The following is a 15,201-nucleotide window of genomic DNA, read 5'->3' as shown; positions in this document are numbered from 1 at the left end:
CCGATGCATCGCACCCGTCCCCTCGACCACCTGATCCTGATCCTCGGCGCGGTGTTCCTTGCCGCGCCGGTGCTGGTCGCCTTCATGACCTCGACCCATACCGCGGCCGAGATCCATACCGGCGGCCTGCAGATCCTGCCCGGCAGCAACGGGCCCGCGACCTATGCCGAGGTGCTGACCCGGCAGGGCGGCTTCACCGGCGAGGTGACCGGCCTTCGGATGCTGATGAACTCGCTGATCCTCGGCTTGGGCTTCGCGGTCGGCAAGATCGTGTTCTCGATGCTCGCGGCCTATGCGCTGGTCTACTTCCGCTTCCGCTTCGCCACCGTGCTGTTCTGGGTGATCTTCACCACGCTCCTGCTGCCGCTCGAGGTGCGCATCGTGCCCTCGTTCCAGGTGATGTCCGACCTTGGCCTGATCAACACCTACCCCGGGCTGATCGTGCCGCTGCTGGCCTCGGCCACCGGCACCTTCTACTTCCGCCAGTTCTTCCGCTCGGTCCCCGACGAGCTGCTGGAGGCCGCGCGGATCGACGGCGCGGGGCCGGTGAAGTTCTTCTGGGACATCCTCGTGCCGCTGTCGCGCACGATGATCGCGGCGATGTTCATCATCATGTTCGTCTATGGCTGGAACCAGTATCTCTGGCCGATGCTGATGACCACGGACGAGCGGATGTTCACGCTCATGCGCGGCATCAAGTCGATCCTGCAGGTCTGGGTCGGCAGCCAGATCCCCGACTACAACCAGGCCTTCGCGCTGGCGGTGCTGGCGATGCTGCCCCCCGTCGCGGTGGTCGTCATCTTCCAGCGGTGGTTCATCAAGGGCCTGACCGAGAGCGACAAGTAAGGACCGGACCCATGGGCGCGATCTCCCTCCGCAACGTCTCCAAGACCTATCCCGGCGCGGCCGCCCCCTCGGTGGCCGGTGTCGATCTCGACATCGCCGAGGGCGAGTTCCTGGTGCTTGTCGGTCCCTCGGGCTGCGGCAAGTCCACGCTGCTGCGCATGATCGCCGGGCTCGAGGCGATCTCGGGCGGCGAGATCGCGATCGGCGGGCGGGTGGTCAACGACCTCGATCCCGCGCATCGCGACATCGCGATGGTGTTCCAGAACTACGCGCTTTACCCGCACATGACCGTGCGCGAGAACCTCGCCTACGGGCTGCGCAACCGAAAGGTGCCGGCGGCCGAGATCGAGGCCCGGGTGGCCGAGGCCGCGCGGATGCTGGAACTGGGCCGCTACCTCGACCGCAAGCCGCGCGCGCTCTCGGGCGGGCAGCGCCAGCGCGTCGCCATGGGGCGCGCCATCGTGCGCGAACCGGCGGTGTTCCTGTTCGACGAGCCGCTCTCGAACCTCGACGCGAAGCTCAGGGTGCAGATGCGCGGCGAGATCAAGCAGCTGCAGGCGCGGCTGGGCACGACCTCGGTCTATGTCACCCACGACCAGCTCGAGGCGATGACGCTGGCGCATCGGCTGGTGGTGCTGAACGGCGGCCGGGTCGAACAGGTGGGGCGGCCGCTCGAGCTGTATCACCGCCCGGCCTCGGCCTTCGTGGCGGGCTTCATCGGCTCGCCGGCGATGAACCTGATCGACGTGGAATGCGCGGGCGGCTGGGTGCGGCTCGGCCCGTCGGGGCTGCAGCTGCCCGGCGCGCCGGACGGGGCGGCGATGCTTGGCATCCGCCCGGAAAGCCTGCGCCCCGTGGCGCCGGGCACGCCCGGCGCGCTGCCCTTCGCCGTGGCCTATGTCGAGGAGCTGGGCGCGCAGCGGCTGGTGCATGGCCATGTCGAGGGCCAGGCGCTGGTCGCCGCGCTGCCGGTGACGCTGGAGCTTGGGCCCGAGCTGGCGCTGGTGCCCGATCCGCAGGCGCTGCACCTGTTCGACATCGCCTCGGGCCGCCGGATCGAGACCGCGGAGCCGCGCCCGGCCGTCTGGCAGGCGCCGGTTCCGGCGCGGGCCTAGGCGCTGCGGCACGACGGGACCGGTACAGGCATAGGTTGGGGTAGGGCCGGGGCGCGAAACTGCCGGTTTCGCGGGCACCGCGCGACCATTGCGGCGGCGCTGCCGCAGTGCGCGGCGAAAAAAGCGCCGCACCCGCGAATTGTGATCGGAATTCCGCCGGCGGATCGGCTAAAGCTTGCCTGCGCTTCGGGTCGGGGGGAACCGCCGGCCCCGGGGGACGCGCAGCCGGGGCGCAGGCACGCCCGGGCGCCTTGACCGCAACCGATCGTCGACGGGGACCGACCGCATGAAACTGCCTTTGAAACCCGGCAAGCTGAAGACCGTGAAACTGCCGCCGCGGCTTGTCGCGCTGGCCGCCTCGGGCACGCAGACCCGGGCGATCCTGACGATGTACGCGATCTCGGCGGCGCTGATCGTGTCGATGCTGCCGGCGCTGTCGGACATGCACCTGTGGCCCGATCTCGGCAAGCTCGAGATGGTGGGGGCGGCCGCGCTGGTCACGCTGGTGCTGGGGCTTGGCGTCGACTGCTGGACGCATCTGAAGGGCAAGCGCTGAGCCGTCCGCTGCGGGCTTCCCAGCCGGCCCGCGACCGGATAGGTCGGGGCCATGCCCAGCCCTGATGTCACCCTCGTCTATCCGCGGGAATATGCCCGCAAGAAGGACAGCGCCTTCGCCTCGGTCGCCGCGGCGGCGGGGCGGGGCCGGCCGCTTGCGGCCATCGGCCTGTCGTGGCGCGACCATCCCGAGACCGCGGCGCGCACCGAGACCGCGATCGCGCGCGCCAAGAAGCAGCCGGCCGGGCTGGGTCTGGTGGCCAAGCGGGCCCTGATCCGGGCGCAGTACAACTGGTCGCGGGCGCATTTCTCCCGCCATCCCGATCATGTCGCGATGTGCTGGAACGGGCTGACCGGCAGCCGCTGGGCCTTCATGCAGGCGGCGCGGGATGCCGGCGCGCGGCGGCTCTACCTCGAACTGGCGCCGGTCCCGGGGCGGGTGACGCTCGACCCCGAGGGGGTGAATGCCGAGGGCTCGGTGCCATGGGGACGCGCGTTCTACGACGACTGGGCGGCGGCGCGGGCCGCGCGCTCGGGCGAGGGCTGGCGCGATCTCGGCCGCGACCTGACCGCGCGGGTCTCGCGCCGGGCCGATGTCGGGCAGGGCGCTGCGGGGGACCTGTCGGCCCCCTTCGTCTTCGTGCCGCTGCAGGTGCCCGACGACAGCCAGATGCGGCTGTTCGCGGGCTGGGCCGGCGGGCTTGCGGGCTTCGTCGCGGCGCTCGGGCGCACCGCGGCGGCGCTGCCCGCGGGCTGGGTGCTGCGCGTCAAGGAGCACCCTTCGGCGAAGCAGTCGATGGCCGGGCCGCTTGCCGCGGCGCAGGCGGCGGCGCCGGGGCGGATCGTCGTCGACAACGCGACCGACAGCTTCGCGCTGGTGGCGGCGGCGCGGGCCGTGCTGACGATCAATTCCTCGATGGGGCTGCAGGCCTTCTTCCACGACCGCCCGGTGATCGCGACCGGGCGCGCCTTCTGGAACCAGCCCGGCCTGACCTGCCCGGCCGGGAGCGAGGCGGCGCTGGCCGAGATCTTCGGGCGGGCCGGCACGCTGGGCTTCGACGCGGGCTTTCGCGCGCGGTTCATGAACTGGCTCGACCAGGTCTACTACCCGCGCGTCGAGGTGACGCCGGACGGCGCGTGGCAGGTCGACCCGGCGGCGGTGCGGCGCATCCTCGGGCGGTGACGTGGCCGGACCCGGCCGGCGGCGCGCCTCCGTCGCGGCCGGTCGCGGTCCGGCCCGCGCCCCTGCCGCGGGGCAGGCGCCGGATGGCGCGGGGGCGGGGCAGGGGTGGGGCAGGGGCGGGGCCACCGCGGGCCGGCGGCGCGCGGAGGCTTTCGCTTTCCCTTGCGTCCGGCTTCGGCTAAGGGGCTGCGGAACTGAGAGTCGGGAGGTCCGGACATGGGCTACAAGGTCGTCGTTGCGGGCGCCACGGGGAACGTGGGCCGCGAGATGCTGAACATCCTCGCCGAGCGGGAATTCCCCGTCGACGAGATCGCGGTGCTGGCCTCGCGCCGCTCGAAGGGGACCGAGGTGTCCTTTGGCGAGCGCACGCTGAAGATCCAGGACATCGACAGCTTCGACTTCGCGGGCTGGGACATCGCGCTGTTCGCGATCGGCTCGGACGCGACGAAGACCTATGCGCCCAAGGCCGCCGCCGCCGGCTGCGTCGTCATCGACAACTCGTCGCTCTACCGCTACGACCCGCAGATCCCGCTGGTCGTGCCGGAGGTGAACCCCGAGGCGGTCGACCAGTACACAAACCGGATGATCATCGCGAACCCCAACTGCTCGACCGCGCAGATGGTGGTGGCGCTCAAGCCGCTGCATGACCGCGCGAAGATCAAGCGCGTGGTGGTCTCGACCTACCAGTCCGTGTCGGGCGCCGGCAAGGAGGGCATGGACGAGCTGTGGGATCAGACCAAGTCGATCTACAACCCGGTCCAGGAAGTGCCGCCGAAGAAGTTCAGCAAGCAGATCGCCTTCAACGTGATCCCGCATATCGACGTCTTCCTCGACGACGGCTCGACCAAGGAAGAATGGAAGATGGTCGCCGAGACCAAGAAGATCCTCGACACCAAGATCAAGGTCACCGCGACCTGCGTCCGGGTGCCGGTCTTCGTCGGCCATTCGGAATCGATCAACATCGAGACCGAGGAGTTCCTCGACTGGGAGGAGGCGACCGACATCCTGCGCGAGGCGCCCGGCATCATGGTCGTCGACAAGCGCGAGCCCGGCGGCTACGTCACCCCGATCGAATGCGTCGGTGAATACGCGACCTACATCAGCCGGATCCGGCAGGATTCGACCGTCGACAACGGCCTGAACTTCTGGTGCGTGTCCGACAACCTGCGCAAGGGCGCGGCGCTGAACGCCGTGCAGATCGCCGAGACGCTGGGCCGGCGCTGCCTGAAGAAGGGCTGAGCCCCCGGATCGCCGGTCGGACGACAGCGGGCCGCGCCGAAGCGCGGCCCTTTTCGTGCCGGAACGGCGCTCAGGCGAAGGCGGCGCCGTCGGCCGGGGCGCGGCCCAGCGTCGGCTTCAGCGCGAAGGCCCCGGCGCCCAGCCCGGCCTGCACCAGCAGCGCGAGCGTCCAGAAGGCCGGGTATTCCCAGCCGCCGTTCGGGTTGGTGAACCAGAAGCCCGCCGGCCCGTGCACCGTGACGATCGCGCCCAGCATCACCGGCACCAGCCCCAGCGCCACCAGCCGCGGCAGGATGCCGAGGATCAGCGCGAGGCCGCCCGCGACCTCCCAGGTCATGGTGATGTAGGCCAGCACCGGCGGCAGGCCGAGCGAGGCGAAGAACTGCGCCGCGCCGGCGGGCGTGAACACGAAGATCTTCAGCCCGGCATGGGCCAGGAACAGCAGGCCCAGCGCGACGCGCAGGGCAAGGGCGGCATAGGGGGCGGTACGGTGATCGATCATGGCTCTGTCTCCATTCGGGCGGCGGTGCGCCGTCCTGTTGATGAAGCCGAACCTATGCGCCTTCCGCTGCGGGGATAATCCGGGCGGAAGGCGATTCAGTTCTTCCTTAATGGAAGATGTCTGCGGTCAGACCGGCTCGAAGGCGCCGATCGTGCCGTCGTATTGCATCAGCGTGCCTTCGCCGAGGTGGTGCCAGAGCCCGTGCAGCGACAGCTGGCCCGACTCGACCGCCTCCTTGACGAAGGGGAAGCCCATCAGGTTTTCCAGGCTGACCATCACCGCCTGGTGTTCAAGCGCGCGCACCTGCTCGTCCGCGGGCAGCGAGACCACGCGCTCGTAGCCCGGGCGCAGCACGTCCATCCAGCGGCCGACGAAGCTGGTCTTCTCCTCCAGCTGCGGCGCATGGCCCGAGCACATGTCGTGGCAGCCCTGCACGCCGCCGCAGCCCGAATGGCCCATGACGATCAGATGCGCGACCTTGAGCGCGGTCACCGCGTATTCGACCGCGGCCGAGGTGCCGTGCTGGTTGCCGTCGGGCCCGTAGGGCGGCACCAGGTTCGCGATGTTGCGGTGGATGAAGAACTCGCCCGAATCCGCGCCGAACAGCGAGCCGACATGCACCCGGCTGTCGCAGCACGAGATGATCATCGCGCGCGGGCGCTGGCCCTCGTCGGCGAGCCGCTTGTACCAGGCGCGGTTCTCGGTGAAGGACGTGGCCTTCCAGCCCTGGTAGCGATGGACGAGATAGCTGGGCAGCGGTCTGGCGTTGTGCATGTCGTCTCCGTCTGGTGCGCCGTCTGCGGAAAGGGGGGGCGGATCGACACCCGCGTCAGGCAGGGCATATCCCGCCGCCGGGCGGCATTCGAGCGGAAATGAACGGGTGCGGCAACGCTTTCTTGACGCAGCTGCGTCAGGATCGGCCGCTGGTGGGGGCACCTGAAGGGGAAAGGGTGTCGGGTGACGTTCTTCAAGGGAAGGCCCGGTGCGGTGGCGCCGGACGAAACGGCGCGTCCGTCGGGCGGCGTGCAGCTGCTGGTGCCGCGTGCGGACCCGGCGGCGATCGACCGGCAGGTGATGATCGCGCTTTACGAGGTGTTGGGCGAGCTGGAGGCCGAGCGGCAGATCGCCGCCACGGTCGAGGCGATCGCGCTGCGGCTGATCGACATCCGCGCGCTGTCGCAGGCCGGGCGGCTGCCCGACATGGCGCCGCTGGCGCTGGCGGTCAGGGTCGATGCCGAACGGCTGGGGCTGGTGGCGCTGGGCCGGGCGGCGCAGGTGCTGGCGCGCTGCGCGCCAGAGGGCGACGCCACCGCCGTGCTGGCGGTGCTGTCGCGGCTGTTGCGGCTGGGCGAACAGGCGCTGGGCGAGATCCTCGGCCGGGCCGGGCGATGATCCGCGCGGGCCGGGCCGCCGCACCGCGCAGGGCACGGCGCCAGGCCGGCATGGCCTCAGGGCAGCTCGGGGCCACGGCAGCATAGGGCCTTGGCGGCACGGAGCCGTGGCGGCACGGGGGCTTGCGGCACGGGGGCTTGCGGCGGACGGGCAAGGGGATAGGCTGGCGCCGACGCGGCAGGCGAAGCCGCCCGGGACCCGCCCGCGCCATCGCCCTGCCGCCCGCAGACCGCCGAGAGGACCCATGCGCTTCGCCTTTGCCGCCCCCACCGCCGCAGCCCTGCCGCTGCACATCGTCTCCCCCGCCGATCTCGCGGCCTTCCGCGCGGATCAGCCCGCGCCTGTCGCCGCCTGGCTCGAAACGGCCGGCTTCGCCGCCGGCCCGGGCGAGTGCTGCCTGCTGCCGGGCCCCGATGGCCGCCCCGCGGGCGCCGTCGCCGGGCTGGGCGAGGCCGGGCCCCGCGCGCGCGGCCGCTTCGTGCTGGCCCGCGCCGCGGCCGACCTGCCCGAGGGCGACTGGCAGCTGCGGGTCGCGGGCACGGCGCTGCCGCCCGAGGCGCTGGCCGAGGCCGCGCTGGGCTGGCTGCTCGCGGGCTACCGCTTCACCCGCTACCGCGCCGGCAAGGCGCCCGCCGCGCGTCTGGTCGCACCCGAGGGCATCGACGCGGCCCGCATCCTCGCCATCGCCGAGGCCGAGGCGCTGACCCGCGACCTGATCAACACCCCGGCCTCGGACATGGGCCCGGACGAGCTCGAGGCAGCGATCTTCGCGCTGGCCGAGGAGTTCGGCGCCACCGCCTCGGCGATCCGGGGCGAGGACCTGCTGGCGCAGGGCTTCCCGATGATCCACGCGGTCGGGCGCGCCTCGCCGCGTGCGCCGCGGCTGGTCGAGATGACCTGGGGCACCGAGGGGCCGGCGGTGACGCTGGTCGGCAAGGGCGTGTGCTTCGACACCGGCGGGCTGGACCTCAAGCCCGCGTCCAGCATGGGGCTGATGAAGAAGGACATGGGCGGCGCGGCGACCACGATCGGGCTTGCGCGGATGATCATGGCCACCGGGCTGAAGCTGCGGCTGCGGCTGCTGGTGCCGGCGGTCGAGAACGCGGTCGCGGGCAATGCCTTCCGGCCGCAGGACATCCTGACCTCGCGCAAGGGCCTGACGGTCGAGATCAACAACACCGATGCCGAGGGGCGGCTGGTGCTGGCCGACGCGCTGGCGCTGGCGGACGAGGGCCGGCCCGACCTCATCGTGTCGATGGCGACGCTGACCGGCGCCGCCCGCGTCGCGCTCGGCCCCGACATCCCGCCGTTCTTCACCGATGACGAGGCCTTTGCGACCGCCATCGCCCGCGGCGCCGCGACGGCCCGCGACCCGCTGTGGCGGATGCCGTTCTGGGACCCCTACGAGCCGCTGATCGAACCCGGCATCGCCGACCTCGACAACGCGCCCTCGGGCGGCATGGCCGGCGCGATCACCGCCGCGCTGTTCCTGCGCCGCTTCGTGACGGAAACCCCGCGTTATGCCCATTTCGATATCTACGGCTGGCAGCCGGCTGCCCAGCCCGCGCGCCCGAAGGGCGGCGTGGGGCAGGGCGCGCGGGCGCTGCTGGAGGCGATCCCCGAGGTTCTGGGCCTATGACCAAGCGTGACCGACGTACCACCCCCGCCACCCCGCGCGTGGCCCATGCCTCGCTCAGGGGCGTGGTCGAGGCGAAGCACTTCACCGAGGGCGAGCCCGCGCGCGTGACCGCGCCGCTGGTCGACCTGCTGGCCGCGCCGGGCGGCGCGCGCGACCGCCAGCTGCTGTTCGGCGACCGCGTCACGGTGATCGAGCGGCGGCAGGGCTGGGCCTTCCTGATCGCGGCCAAGGACGGCTATTGCGGCTGGCTGGCCGAGGCGGCGCTGGGCCCCGACGCCCAGCCCACCCACCGCATCGCCGGCCGCTCGACGCATTGCTATCCCGAACCCTCGCTGAAATCCCGCGCCGCGGGGGCCCTCAGCTTCGGCGCCACCCTCACCGTGACCGGCGAGAGCGGCAAGTTCGTCGAAACCGCCGAGGGCTGGTTCGTGCCCCGCGCCCATGTCGCCCCGGTGGCCGAGCTTGAGACCGACCCGGTCGCGGTGGCCGAGAAGTTCCTGGGCACGCCCTACCTGTGGGGCGGCAACTCGGCCGAGGGCATCGACTGCTCGGGCCTCGTGCAGGCGGCGCTGCTGTCCTGCGGGCTGCCCTGCCCGGGCGACAGCGACCTGCAGGCGGCCGAGCTGGGCCACGAGGTGTCCAAAACCGGCGACTGGCGGCGGGGCGACCTGTTCTTCTGGCCCGGCCATGTCGCGATGGCGATCGACGGCGCGCATCTCGTCCATGCCAACGGCTTCCGCGCCGCCGTCAGCCACGAGGGGATCGAGATGTGCCTTGCGCGCATCGATGCCGCCGGCGAAGGGCCGCTGCTGGCGGTGAAGCGTCTCTGACAGCCGCGCGCGCCGCGGCCGGCCCATGCCCGGGCCGGCCCTCTCTCGGGGCAGATGTCGGCGGGAATTTCTCCGCAGGGCGGATCCGCGGCGGGACCGGCGTCAGTCGAGGTCGACCGGCCGGATCAGCTTGCGCTCGAGCACGCGCAGCACCGTCGGCAGCTCGTGCCCGCGGCGCAGCACCTGCCCGTCCATGCCGATGACGGCGTAGATCCCCTGTTTCGCGCGCAGCTTCGGCCGTTTCTCGATCCGGTAGAGCGGGTTCTCGGCCGTGCGGCGGAACACCGAGAAGACGGCGGCCTCGCGCAGGAAGCTCATGCCGTAGTCGCGCCACTCGCCCGCCGCGACCATGCGCCCGTAAAGCGACAGCAGCACCGACAGCTCGGCCCGGTCGAAGGTGACCCGATCGGGAACGGGCGCGGCAGGGAAGGGCGTGGGCGGGAGCACCGACATGACCGAAAGATGACAAGACCGCCGCCGCAAATCAAGGGCCGGGCTTTGCCGCGCCGCCGAGGAGTGCTACCCAAGGCGCGAAGACGCCTTGGGAGGACGTGCGATGAAATTGCTGCGCTATGGCGAAAAAGGTCAGGAAAAGCCGGGCCTTCTGGATGTCGACGGCCGCGTGCGCGACCTGTCGGGCGTGATCGGCGACCTCTCGGGCGAGGCGCTGTCGCCCGGCAGCCTGCGCCGGCTGGCGGCGCTTGATCCCGCGACGCTGCCGCTGGTCGAGGGCATGCCGCAGGCCGGGCTGCGCCTGGGCTCCTGCGTGGCGCGGCCGCCGAAGTTCATCGCGATCGGGCTGAACTATGCCGACCACGCCGCCGAGACCGGCGCGCCGGTCCCGGCCGAGCCGATCGTGTTCAGCAAGTGGACCTCGTGCATCGCCGGGCCGGACGACGACGTCACCCTGCCGCGCGGCTCGGTCAAGACCGACTGGGAGGTCGAGCTGGGCGTGGTGATCGGCACCGGCGGCAGCTACATCGACGAGGCCGCGGCGCTGGACCATGTCGCGGGCTACTGCCTGGTGAACGACCTGTCCGAGCGCGCCTGGCAGGCCGAGCGCGGCGGCACCTGGGACAAGGGCAAGGGCTTCGACGGCTTCGGCCCGGCCGGTCCCTGGCTGGTGACCCCGGACGAGGTCGGCGACATCGACGCGCTCCGGCTGTGGTGCGAGGTCTCGGGCAAGATGATGCAGGACGGCTCGACCGAGACGATGATCTTCAAGGTCCCGCACCTGATCGCCTATGTCAGCCAGTTCCTGACGCTCGAGCCCGGCGACATCATCACCACCGGCACGCCGCCCGGTGTCGGGCTGGGGATGACGCCGCAGCGCTACCTCGTGGCGGGCGACGTGGTGCGGCTGGGCGGCGACCGGCTGGGCACGCAGACCCAGCGCATCCTGGCGCCGGCCTGACGACGGCGGCGACGGCGGCGGCGGCGCGCGGTCAGGGCGCGGCCGGCGGGAAGGTCTCGCGCCAGCGGTCGATGAAGCGCTCGCGCGCCTGCGCGTCCAGCGCCAGCAGCAGCGGCAGCCGCAGCCCGATCGGGCGCAGCTGCGACTGGCCCGACGCGTCGGCGGTATCGCTGTCGGGCATGTCGGCGGCATCGACGATCAGGGCCCGGCGCCGCAGCGCCAGCTGCCCCTCGGGCGACAGCAGGAAGGCCAGCAGCCGCTTGGCCGCCGGGGCCGCGGTGGCATCCTTCGGGATCATGAACGCCCGGCTCAGCACCAGCGTGTAGTCGCGCGGCGCGATGACCCCCAGCCGCGGGTCCTGCGCCGCGCGCCATTGCGCATAGGATCCCAGCACGTTGTAGGCGATCAGCCAGCGCCCCTGCGCCACCCCGTCGATGATCTCGGCCGAACAGCAGGTGGCGACCGCCCGCGCCCGCCCCAGAGCCTCGAGCAGCGAGCCGAAGGTCGTGGCCTGCTGGCTGTCGGCGAAGGCGAACAGGTAGCCCAGCCCCGAGGCCTCGATGTCGTAGGTCGCGACCCGCCCGTGATAGCGCGCGCCGTCGCGGCGCAGCAGGTCGAGCAGGTCGAAGCGGGTGTGCGGGATCTCCTCGGGCGGGACCAGCGCGCGGTTGTAGACCATCACCGCGGGCTCGCGCGTGATGCCCCACAGCTCGTCGCGCCAGTGCAGCGCCTCGGGCAGCCCCTCGGCGCGGGCGCCGGTCGCGGTCTCGGCGCAGCCGCGGTTCACCAGGTCGACCAGCTGGTGCGCGCCCGAGCTGATCAGCACGCTCGCCCCGGGGCGCAGCCCGCCCGCGGCGCGCCGGGCGCAGTCGGCCCGCGCGGTCTCGTACAGCTCGTTGGTCAGCCACTGCTCGTAGACGATCGAGATGTCGGGATTGGCGGTGACGAAATCCTGCATCACCGGCCCCAGCACCTCGGCATCCGTGGTCGAGCGCACGACCAGCCGCTCGCCCAGCCGCGGGTTGCCATAGGTGAACACCGCATCCTGCGCGGCCGCGGGGCCGGCCATGGCAAGCCCGAGCCCCAGCCCCAGCCCCGCCGCCAGCCGGATCAGCACTGCCCTAAGCCGCATCGTCATCCTCCGTTCCCGGCAGGCCCGCCGCCAGCAGCGGCAGCACCAGCACCATCCGAAAGCCGCCCTGCGCCGGCCGGCGCGCGTCCAGCCGGCCGTCGAAGGCCGCCGCGACCGCCTCGGCGATCGACAGCCCAAGCCCGGCGCCGCGGCCGTTGCCGGCGGCGGCGAAGCGGCGGCGGCGGGCGGCCAGCACCTCGGGGGCGGGGCCGGGGCCCGCATCCTCGACCCAGATCTCGGCCTCGGCGCCCGTCGCCGTCTCGGCGATCCCGGTGCCGATCCGCACCGGCGCCTGGCCGTGGGCAAGGGCGTTGTTGGTCAGGTTCCGCAGCGCCTCGGCCAGCGACAGCCGGTCGGCCAGCACCGTCACCGGCACCTCGCCCAGCACCAGCCCGGGGCCAGGCCGGCCCGGCAGCTGGTCGGCCTCGACCTCGTCGAACACCTCGAGCGCGATCTCGCGCAGGTCCACCGCCACCCGCCGCGCCGCGCCCGAGCGGTGGATGACCATCGCCCGGCTCAGCATCTGGTCCAGAAGCCGGCCGAGCCCGACGGCGCGGTCGTGGATGCGCGCGACGATCGCGGCGCGCCGGGCCTCGTCGCGCTCGCCCGCGGCCAGGTCCGCCTGCGCCCGCAGCACCGCGACCGGCGTGCGCAGCTGGTGCGCGGAATCCGAGATCAGGTCGCGCATCTCCTGCATCTGCCGGTCCAGCCGCGCCATCAGCGCATTGACCGCGGCGACCATCACCGCGGGCTCGCGCGCGGCCGGCAGCGGGATCGGCGTCAGGTCGTAGGGGTCGCGGGCGGCAAGGGCGGCGCTTGCGCGTTCCATCGGCCGCACCGCCTTGCGCACCACCAGCACCGACATCGCCACCATCATCGCGCCGAAGGCGGCCAGCACCACCATCGCCCGGCGCGAGATGTCATGCGCCAGCGCCTGGCGCGCGTGCAGCGTCTGGCCGACGATCACCCGCACCGTCCCCGACAGCTCTCGCTCGGCGAAGGGGCGGCTGACGGCGACATAGCGCGCGGGCTCGCCGGCGAAATCGCCGTCCCAGAACTGCGGGCCCAGCGCCCCGGCGCCGCGCGGGCGCTCGGGCGGCAGCGGGGTCTCCTCCATCCCGGTCGCGGTCGCGCCATCGGGGCCGACGACGCGATAGGCCATGCGGTCGTCGCCGGCGAAGGCCATCAGCTCGAAGGCGGCGACCGGCAGGTCGACCGCGATCCGCCCCTCCTGCACGCTGATCGCGCCGGCGATGTCGCCCGCGGCCCCCATCAGCAGCTGGTCGTAGGTGTCGCGCGCCGCCTGCCGGCCATAGGCCAGCGCCGCCGCCGCGACCAGCACCCCGCCCACCAGCAGCAGCGTCGCCACCGCGCGCGCGACCCGCCCCGCGATCGACTCGCGCGGCAGGGGGCCGGGGGCCGGGGCCTCGTCAGCCATCCGCCACCAGCCGATAGCCGATCCCGCGCTGGGTCTCGATCCGCACCCCGCCGGGGGCAAGCTTCTTGCGCAGCCGCGCGACGTACAGCTCGACCGCGTTCAGCCCGACATCGGCCTCGTCGAAGGTGTAAAGCCCCTCGAACAGCCGCTCCTTCGACAGCACCGTGCCGGGCTGGCGCGCCAGCATGTCAAACAGCGACAGCTCGCGCCGCGTCAGCGCGACCGGCGTGTCGCCCACCCGCAGCAGCCGCGCGCCCGCATCCCACACAAGGCCCCCGAGCCGCTGCTCGCCGCCCTTCTGGCCCTGCTCGCGCCGCCACAGCGCCCGCACCCGCGCTTCCAGCTCGCGGTGGTCGAAGGGCTTGACCAGATAGTCGTCGGCGCCAAGGTTCAGCGACCCCACCCGGTCCTCGACCGAGAAGTTGGCGGTCAGCATCAGCACCGGCACGCGCGCGCCCCGCGCCCGCAGCCGCGCCAGCAGCTCGGTCCCGGTCCCGTCGGGCAGGTTGATGTCCAGCACGATGACATCGTAGCGCTGCACCGCGAGGCAGTCCTCGGCCGCGGCGACGGTCCCGGCGAGGTCGCAGGCGATGCCCTCGCGCTCGAAGCGCGCCTGCGTCGCCTCGGCCAGATCGCGCGTGTCCTCCACCAGCAGCAGCCGCATCCGTGCCCCCGTACCTGTCCCGTGCCGTTCCGCTGTCTTGCCCGCCCTCGCGGGGGCCATCGTTCTGGCGCGGCACAATGGTCGGCGCGGCACGACGACGCAAGACGGCGCGGTCCGCGCAGGACCGTTTCTCAAACTGCCTTAACGATAGACAGCTTGGTGACAGCTTTGGCGGATAACAAGGCATATGCGACCCGCCAAGGAGGCCGATCCGATCGGTGGCCGGGTCCCGTCATTCAGGAGGATCTACCGATGAAGACCATCGTCACCCGTCTGGCCCTGTCCGCCGTCCTGGCCGGCACCACGGCGCTGGCCGCCCATGCCTTCACCCCCGAGGCACCCGAATGCATCGCCCCCGCCAACCCGGGCGGCGGCTGGGACTTCACCTGCCGCCAGGTCGGCAAGGTCCTGCAGGACCAGAAGCTGATCGGCTCGACCATGCAGGTCGTCAACCTCGCCGGCGGCGGCGGCGGCGTGGCCTTCGCCGAGGTCGTCAACAAGCGCAAGGACAGCAACGACCTGATCGTCGCGGCCTCGTCCTCCACCTCGACCCGCCTCGCGCAGAACGCCTACCCGGGCAACACCATGGACCAGGTCCGCTGGGTCGGCTCGATCGGCGCGGATTACGGCGTGATCGCCGTGGCCAAGGACAGCCCGATCAACACGCTGCCCGAGCTGATGGAGAAGATGAAGTCGGACCCGACCTCGATCTCGATCGGCGGCGGCTCGGCCGTGGGCGGCTGGGACCACCTCAAGGTGCTGATCGCCGCCAAGGCCGCCGGCATCGAGGACGTGCGCAAGGTCAAGTACATCGCCTTCGACGGCGGCGGCGAGGCGGTGACCCAGCTGCTCGGCGGCTCGCTGCAGGCCTTCACGGGCGACCTGTCGGAGGCCAAGGGCTTCGTCGACTCGGGCGACATCAAGATCCTCGCGGTGCTGGCGCCCGAGCGGCTGGAGGGCGACTACGCCCAGTTCCCGACCGCCAAGGAGCAGGGCATCGACGCCGAGGGCGCGAACTGGCGCGGCTTCTACGCGCCGGGTGGCATGTCGGACGAGGCCTACGACTACTGGACCGACGCGATCGCCAAGCTCTACGCCTCGGACGAGTGGAAGCAGGTGATGGCCACCAACGGCATCGCGCCGCTCGACCTGTCGGGCGACGAGTTCCAGGCCTTCGTCGCCGACTCGGTCGCCGAGATCACCGCGATCTCGAAGGAGATCGGCATCCTCAAGTGATGTCGTGCGGCGGCGG

General features: G+C 72.2%; 16 protein-coding genes. 10 read left to right on the top strand and 6 right to left on the bottom strand.

The genetic code is table 11. From position 1 onward, the window contains the following. Positions 1-3 precede the first annotated feature (3 nt). The 5 genes from ugpE to V8J39_RS15535 all read left to right on the top strand — a co-directional run bounded on the left by ugpE (position 4) and on the right by V8J39_RS15535 (position 4,938). Complete coding sequence (ugpE, locus tag V8J39_RS15555) at positions 4-846, top strand: sn-glycerol-3-phosphate ABC transporter permease UgpE (RefSeq protein WP_336461845.1); 843 nt, start codon at positions 4-6, stop codon at positions 844-846. An 11-nt stretch (positions 847-857) separates the two neighbouring features. Continuing rightward, positions 858-1,961, top strand: a complete 1,104-nt coding sequence (locus V8J39_RS15550; protein WP_336461844.1) for a sn-glycerol-3-phosphate import ATP-binding protein UgpC — start codon at positions 858-860, stop codon at positions 1,959-1,961. A 286-nt stretch (positions 1,962-2,247) separates the two neighbouring features. Next, positions 2,248-2,517, top strand: coding sequence for a hypothetical protein (locus V8J39_RS15545; RefSeq protein WP_336461843.1), 270 nt, complete (start codon positions 2,248-2,250; stop codon positions 2,515-2,517). A gap of 51 nt (positions 2,518-2,568) precedes the next feature. After that, complete coding sequence (locus V8J39_RS15540; protein WP_336461842.1) at positions 2,569-3,699, top strand: capsular polysaccharide export protein, LipB/KpsS family; 1,131 nt, start codon at positions 2,569-2,571, stop codon at positions 3,697-3,699. A gap of 216 nt (positions 3,700-3,915) precedes the next feature. Further along, entirely contained in the window at positions 3,916-4,938 is a 1,023-nt protein-coding gene (locus V8J39_RS15535) for an aspartate-semialdehyde dehydrogenase (RefSeq protein ID WP_336461841.1), read from the top strand. 70 nt (positions 4,939-5,008) lie between these two features. Here V8J39_RS15535 and V8J39_RS15530 read toward each other — a convergent pair whose 3' ends face one another. Together V8J39_RS15530 and V8J39_RS15525 are read right to left on the bottom strand one after the other, a co-directional pair. Beyond that, positions 5,009-5,440 carry a DoxX family protein gene (locus V8J39_RS15530; protein ID WP_336461840.1) on the bottom strand — a complete coding sequence of 144 codons (432 nt, stop codon included), beginning with the start codon at positions 5,438-5,440 and terminating at the stop codon, positions 5,009-5,011. A 126-nt stretch (positions 5,441-5,566) separates the two neighbouring features. After that, positions 5,567-6,214 (bottom strand): carbonic anhydrase, encoded by a 648-nt coding sequence (locus V8J39_RS15525; protein ID WP_336461839.1) that lies wholly within the window; start codon positions 6,212-6,214, stop codon positions 5,567-5,569. Positions 6,215-6,427: 213 nt separating this feature from the next. Here V8J39_RS15525 and V8J39_RS15520 point away from each other — a divergent pair, with 213 nt between their 5' ends. The 3 genes from V8J39_RS15520 to V8J39_RS15510 all read left to right on the top strand — a co-directional run bounded on the left by V8J39_RS15520 (position 6,428) and on the right by V8J39_RS15510 (position 9,301). Further along, a complete protein-coding gene (locus tag V8J39_RS15520) occupies positions 6,428-6,832 on the top strand; it encodes a hypothetical protein (protein ID WP_336461838.1) in 405 nt (134 codons plus the stop codon). Between the two features lie 244 nt (positions 6,833-7,076). Further along, entirely contained in the window at positions 7,077-8,471 is a 1,395-nt protein-coding gene (locus tag V8J39_RS15515) for a leucyl aminopeptidase family protein (protein WP_336461837.1), read from the top strand. Beyond that, a complete protein-coding gene (locus tag V8J39_RS15510) occupies positions 8,468-9,301 on the top strand; it encodes a C40 family peptidase (RefSeq protein WP_336461836.1) in 834 nt (277 codons plus the stop codon). Before V8J39_RS15515 ends, V8J39_RS15510 begins: the two co-directional genes overlap by 4 nt. Before the next feature lie 102 nt (positions 9,302-9,403). Here the strand turns inward: V8J39_RS15510 and V8J39_RS15505 are convergent, their stop codons facing one another. Beyond that, positions 9,404-9,754 carry a DUF2794 domain-containing protein gene (locus V8J39_RS15505; protein ID WP_336461835.1) on the bottom strand — a complete coding sequence of 117 codons (351 nt, stop codon included), beginning with the start codon at positions 9,752-9,754 and terminating at the stop codon, positions 9,404-9,406. Between the two features lie 103 nt (positions 9,755-9,857). Between V8J39_RS15505 and V8J39_RS15500 the strand changes: the two genes are divergently transcribed. Further along, complete coding sequence (locus V8J39_RS15500) at positions 9,858-10,715, top strand: fumarylacetoacetate hydrolase family protein (protein ID WP_336461834.1); 858 nt, start codon at positions 9,858-9,860, stop codon at positions 10,713-10,715. 31 nt (positions 10,716-10,746) lie between these two features. On the opposite strand, the gene V8J39_RS15495 is transcribed toward V8J39_RS15500, so the two are convergent. Genes V8J39_RS15495 through V8J39_RS15485 form a run of 3 tightly spaced genes read right to left on the bottom strand, consistent with a single transcriptional unit; the run spans position 10,747 to position 13,949 of the window. Beyond that, complete coding sequence (locus tag V8J39_RS15495; RefSeq protein ID WP_336461833.1) at positions 10,747-11,847, bottom strand: ABC transporter substrate-binding protein; 1,101 nt, start codon at positions 11,845-11,847, stop codon at positions 10,747-10,749. Next, positions 11,837-13,285, bottom strand: coding sequence for a sensor histidine kinase N-terminal domain-containing protein (locus V8J39_RS15490; RefSeq protein WP_336461832.1), 1,449 nt, complete (start codon positions 13,283-13,285; stop codon positions 11,837-11,839). Before V8J39_RS15490 ends, V8J39_RS15495 begins: the two co-directional genes overlap by 11 nt. Next, the gene (locus V8J39_RS15485; protein WP_336461831.1) at positions 13,278-13,949 is read right to left on the bottom strand and encodes a response regulator transcription factor; all 672 of its coding nucleotides are present in this window, start codon (positions 13,947-13,949) and stop codon (positions 13,278-13,280) included. The genes V8J39_RS15490 and V8J39_RS15485 overlap by 8 nt, the downstream gene beginning before the upstream one ends. 252 nt (positions 13,950-14,201) lie before the next feature. On the opposite strand from V8J39_RS15485, the gene V8J39_RS15480 reads away from it, so the two are divergent. Beyond that, positions 14,202-15,185: a Bug family tripartite tricarboxylate transporter substrate binding protein gene (locus tag V8J39_RS15480; protein ID WP_336461830.1), complete on the top strand. Its 984-nt coding sequence runs from the start codon at positions 14,202-14,204 to the stop codon at positions 15,183-15,185. Positions 15,186-15,201: the final 16 nt, after the last annotated feature.

The organism is Frigidibacter sp. MR17.24 (genome assembly GCF_037095655.1).
Taxonomy (GTDB): domain Bacteria; phylum Pseudomonadota; class Alphaproteobacteria; order Rhodobacterales; family Rhodobacteraceae; genus Frigidibacter.
The sequence above is the reverse complement of the archived record's forward strand: the minus strand, read 5'-3'. Positions and strand labels throughout refer to the sequence as shown.

Excerpts from the sequence above, each read along its gene's own strand:
- V8J39_RS15530 (WP_336461840.1), bottom strand. The coding sequence starts at position 5,440 with ATGATCGATCACCGTACCGCCCCCTATGCCGCCCTTGCCCTGCGCGTC.
- V8J39_RS15540 (WP_336461842.1), top strand. The coding sequence starts at position 2,569 with ATGCCCAGCCCTGATGTCACCCTCGTCTATCCGCGGGAATATGCCCGC.
- V8J39_RS15545 (WP_336461843.1), top strand. The coding sequence starts at position 2,248 with ATGAAACTGCCTTTGAAACCCGGCAAGCTGAAGACCGTGAAACTGCCG.
- V8J39_RS15515 (WP_336461837.1), top strand. The coding sequence starts at position 7,077 with ATGCGCTTCGCCTTTGCCGCCCCCACCGCCGCAGCCCTGCCGCTGCAC.
- V8J39_RS15510 (WP_336461836.1), top strand. The coding sequence starts at position 8,468 with ATGACCAAGCGTGACCGACGTACCACCCCCGCCACCCCGCGCGTGGCC.
- V8J39_RS15525 (WP_336461839.1), bottom strand. The coding sequence starts at position 6,214 with ATGCACAACGCCAGACCGCTGCCCAGCTATCTCGTCCATCGCTACCAG.
- V8J39_RS15485 (WP_336461831.1), bottom strand. The coding sequence starts at position 13,949 with ATGCGGCTGCTGCTGGTGGAGGACACGCGCGATCTGGCCGAGGCGACG.
- V8J39_RS15505 (WP_336461835.1), bottom strand. The coding sequence starts at position 9,754 with ATGTCGGTGCTCCCGCCCACGCCCTTCCCTGCCGCGCCCGTTCCCGAT.
- V8J39_RS15490 (WP_336461832.1), bottom strand. The coding sequence starts at position 13,285 with ATGGCTGACGAGGCCCCGGCCCCCGGCCCCCTGCCGCGCGAGTCGATC.
- ugpE (WP_336461845.1), top strand. The coding sequence starts at position 4 with ATGCATCGCACCCGTCCCCTCGACCACCTGATCCTGATCCTCGGCGCG.
- V8J39_RS15550 (WP_336461844.1), top strand. The coding sequence starts at position 858 with ATGGGCGCGATCTCCCTCCGCAACGTCTCCAAGACCTATCCCGGCGCG.
- V8J39_RS15480 (WP_336461830.1), top strand. The coding sequence starts at position 14,202 with ATGAAGACCATCGTCACCCGTCTGGCCCTGTCCGCCGTCCTGGCCGGC.
- V8J39_RS15535 (WP_336461841.1), top strand. The coding sequence starts at position 3,916 with ATGGGCTACAAGGTCGTCGTTGCGGGCGCCACGGGGAACGTGGGCCGC.
- V8J39_RS15495 (WP_336461833.1), bottom strand. The coding sequence starts at position 11,847 with ATGCGGCTTAGGGCAGTGCTGATCCGGCTGGCGGCGGGGCTGGGGCTG.
- V8J39_RS15500 (WP_336461834.1), top strand. The coding sequence starts at position 9,858 with ATGAAATTGCTGCGCTATGGCGAAAAAGGTCAGGAAAAGCCGGGCCTT.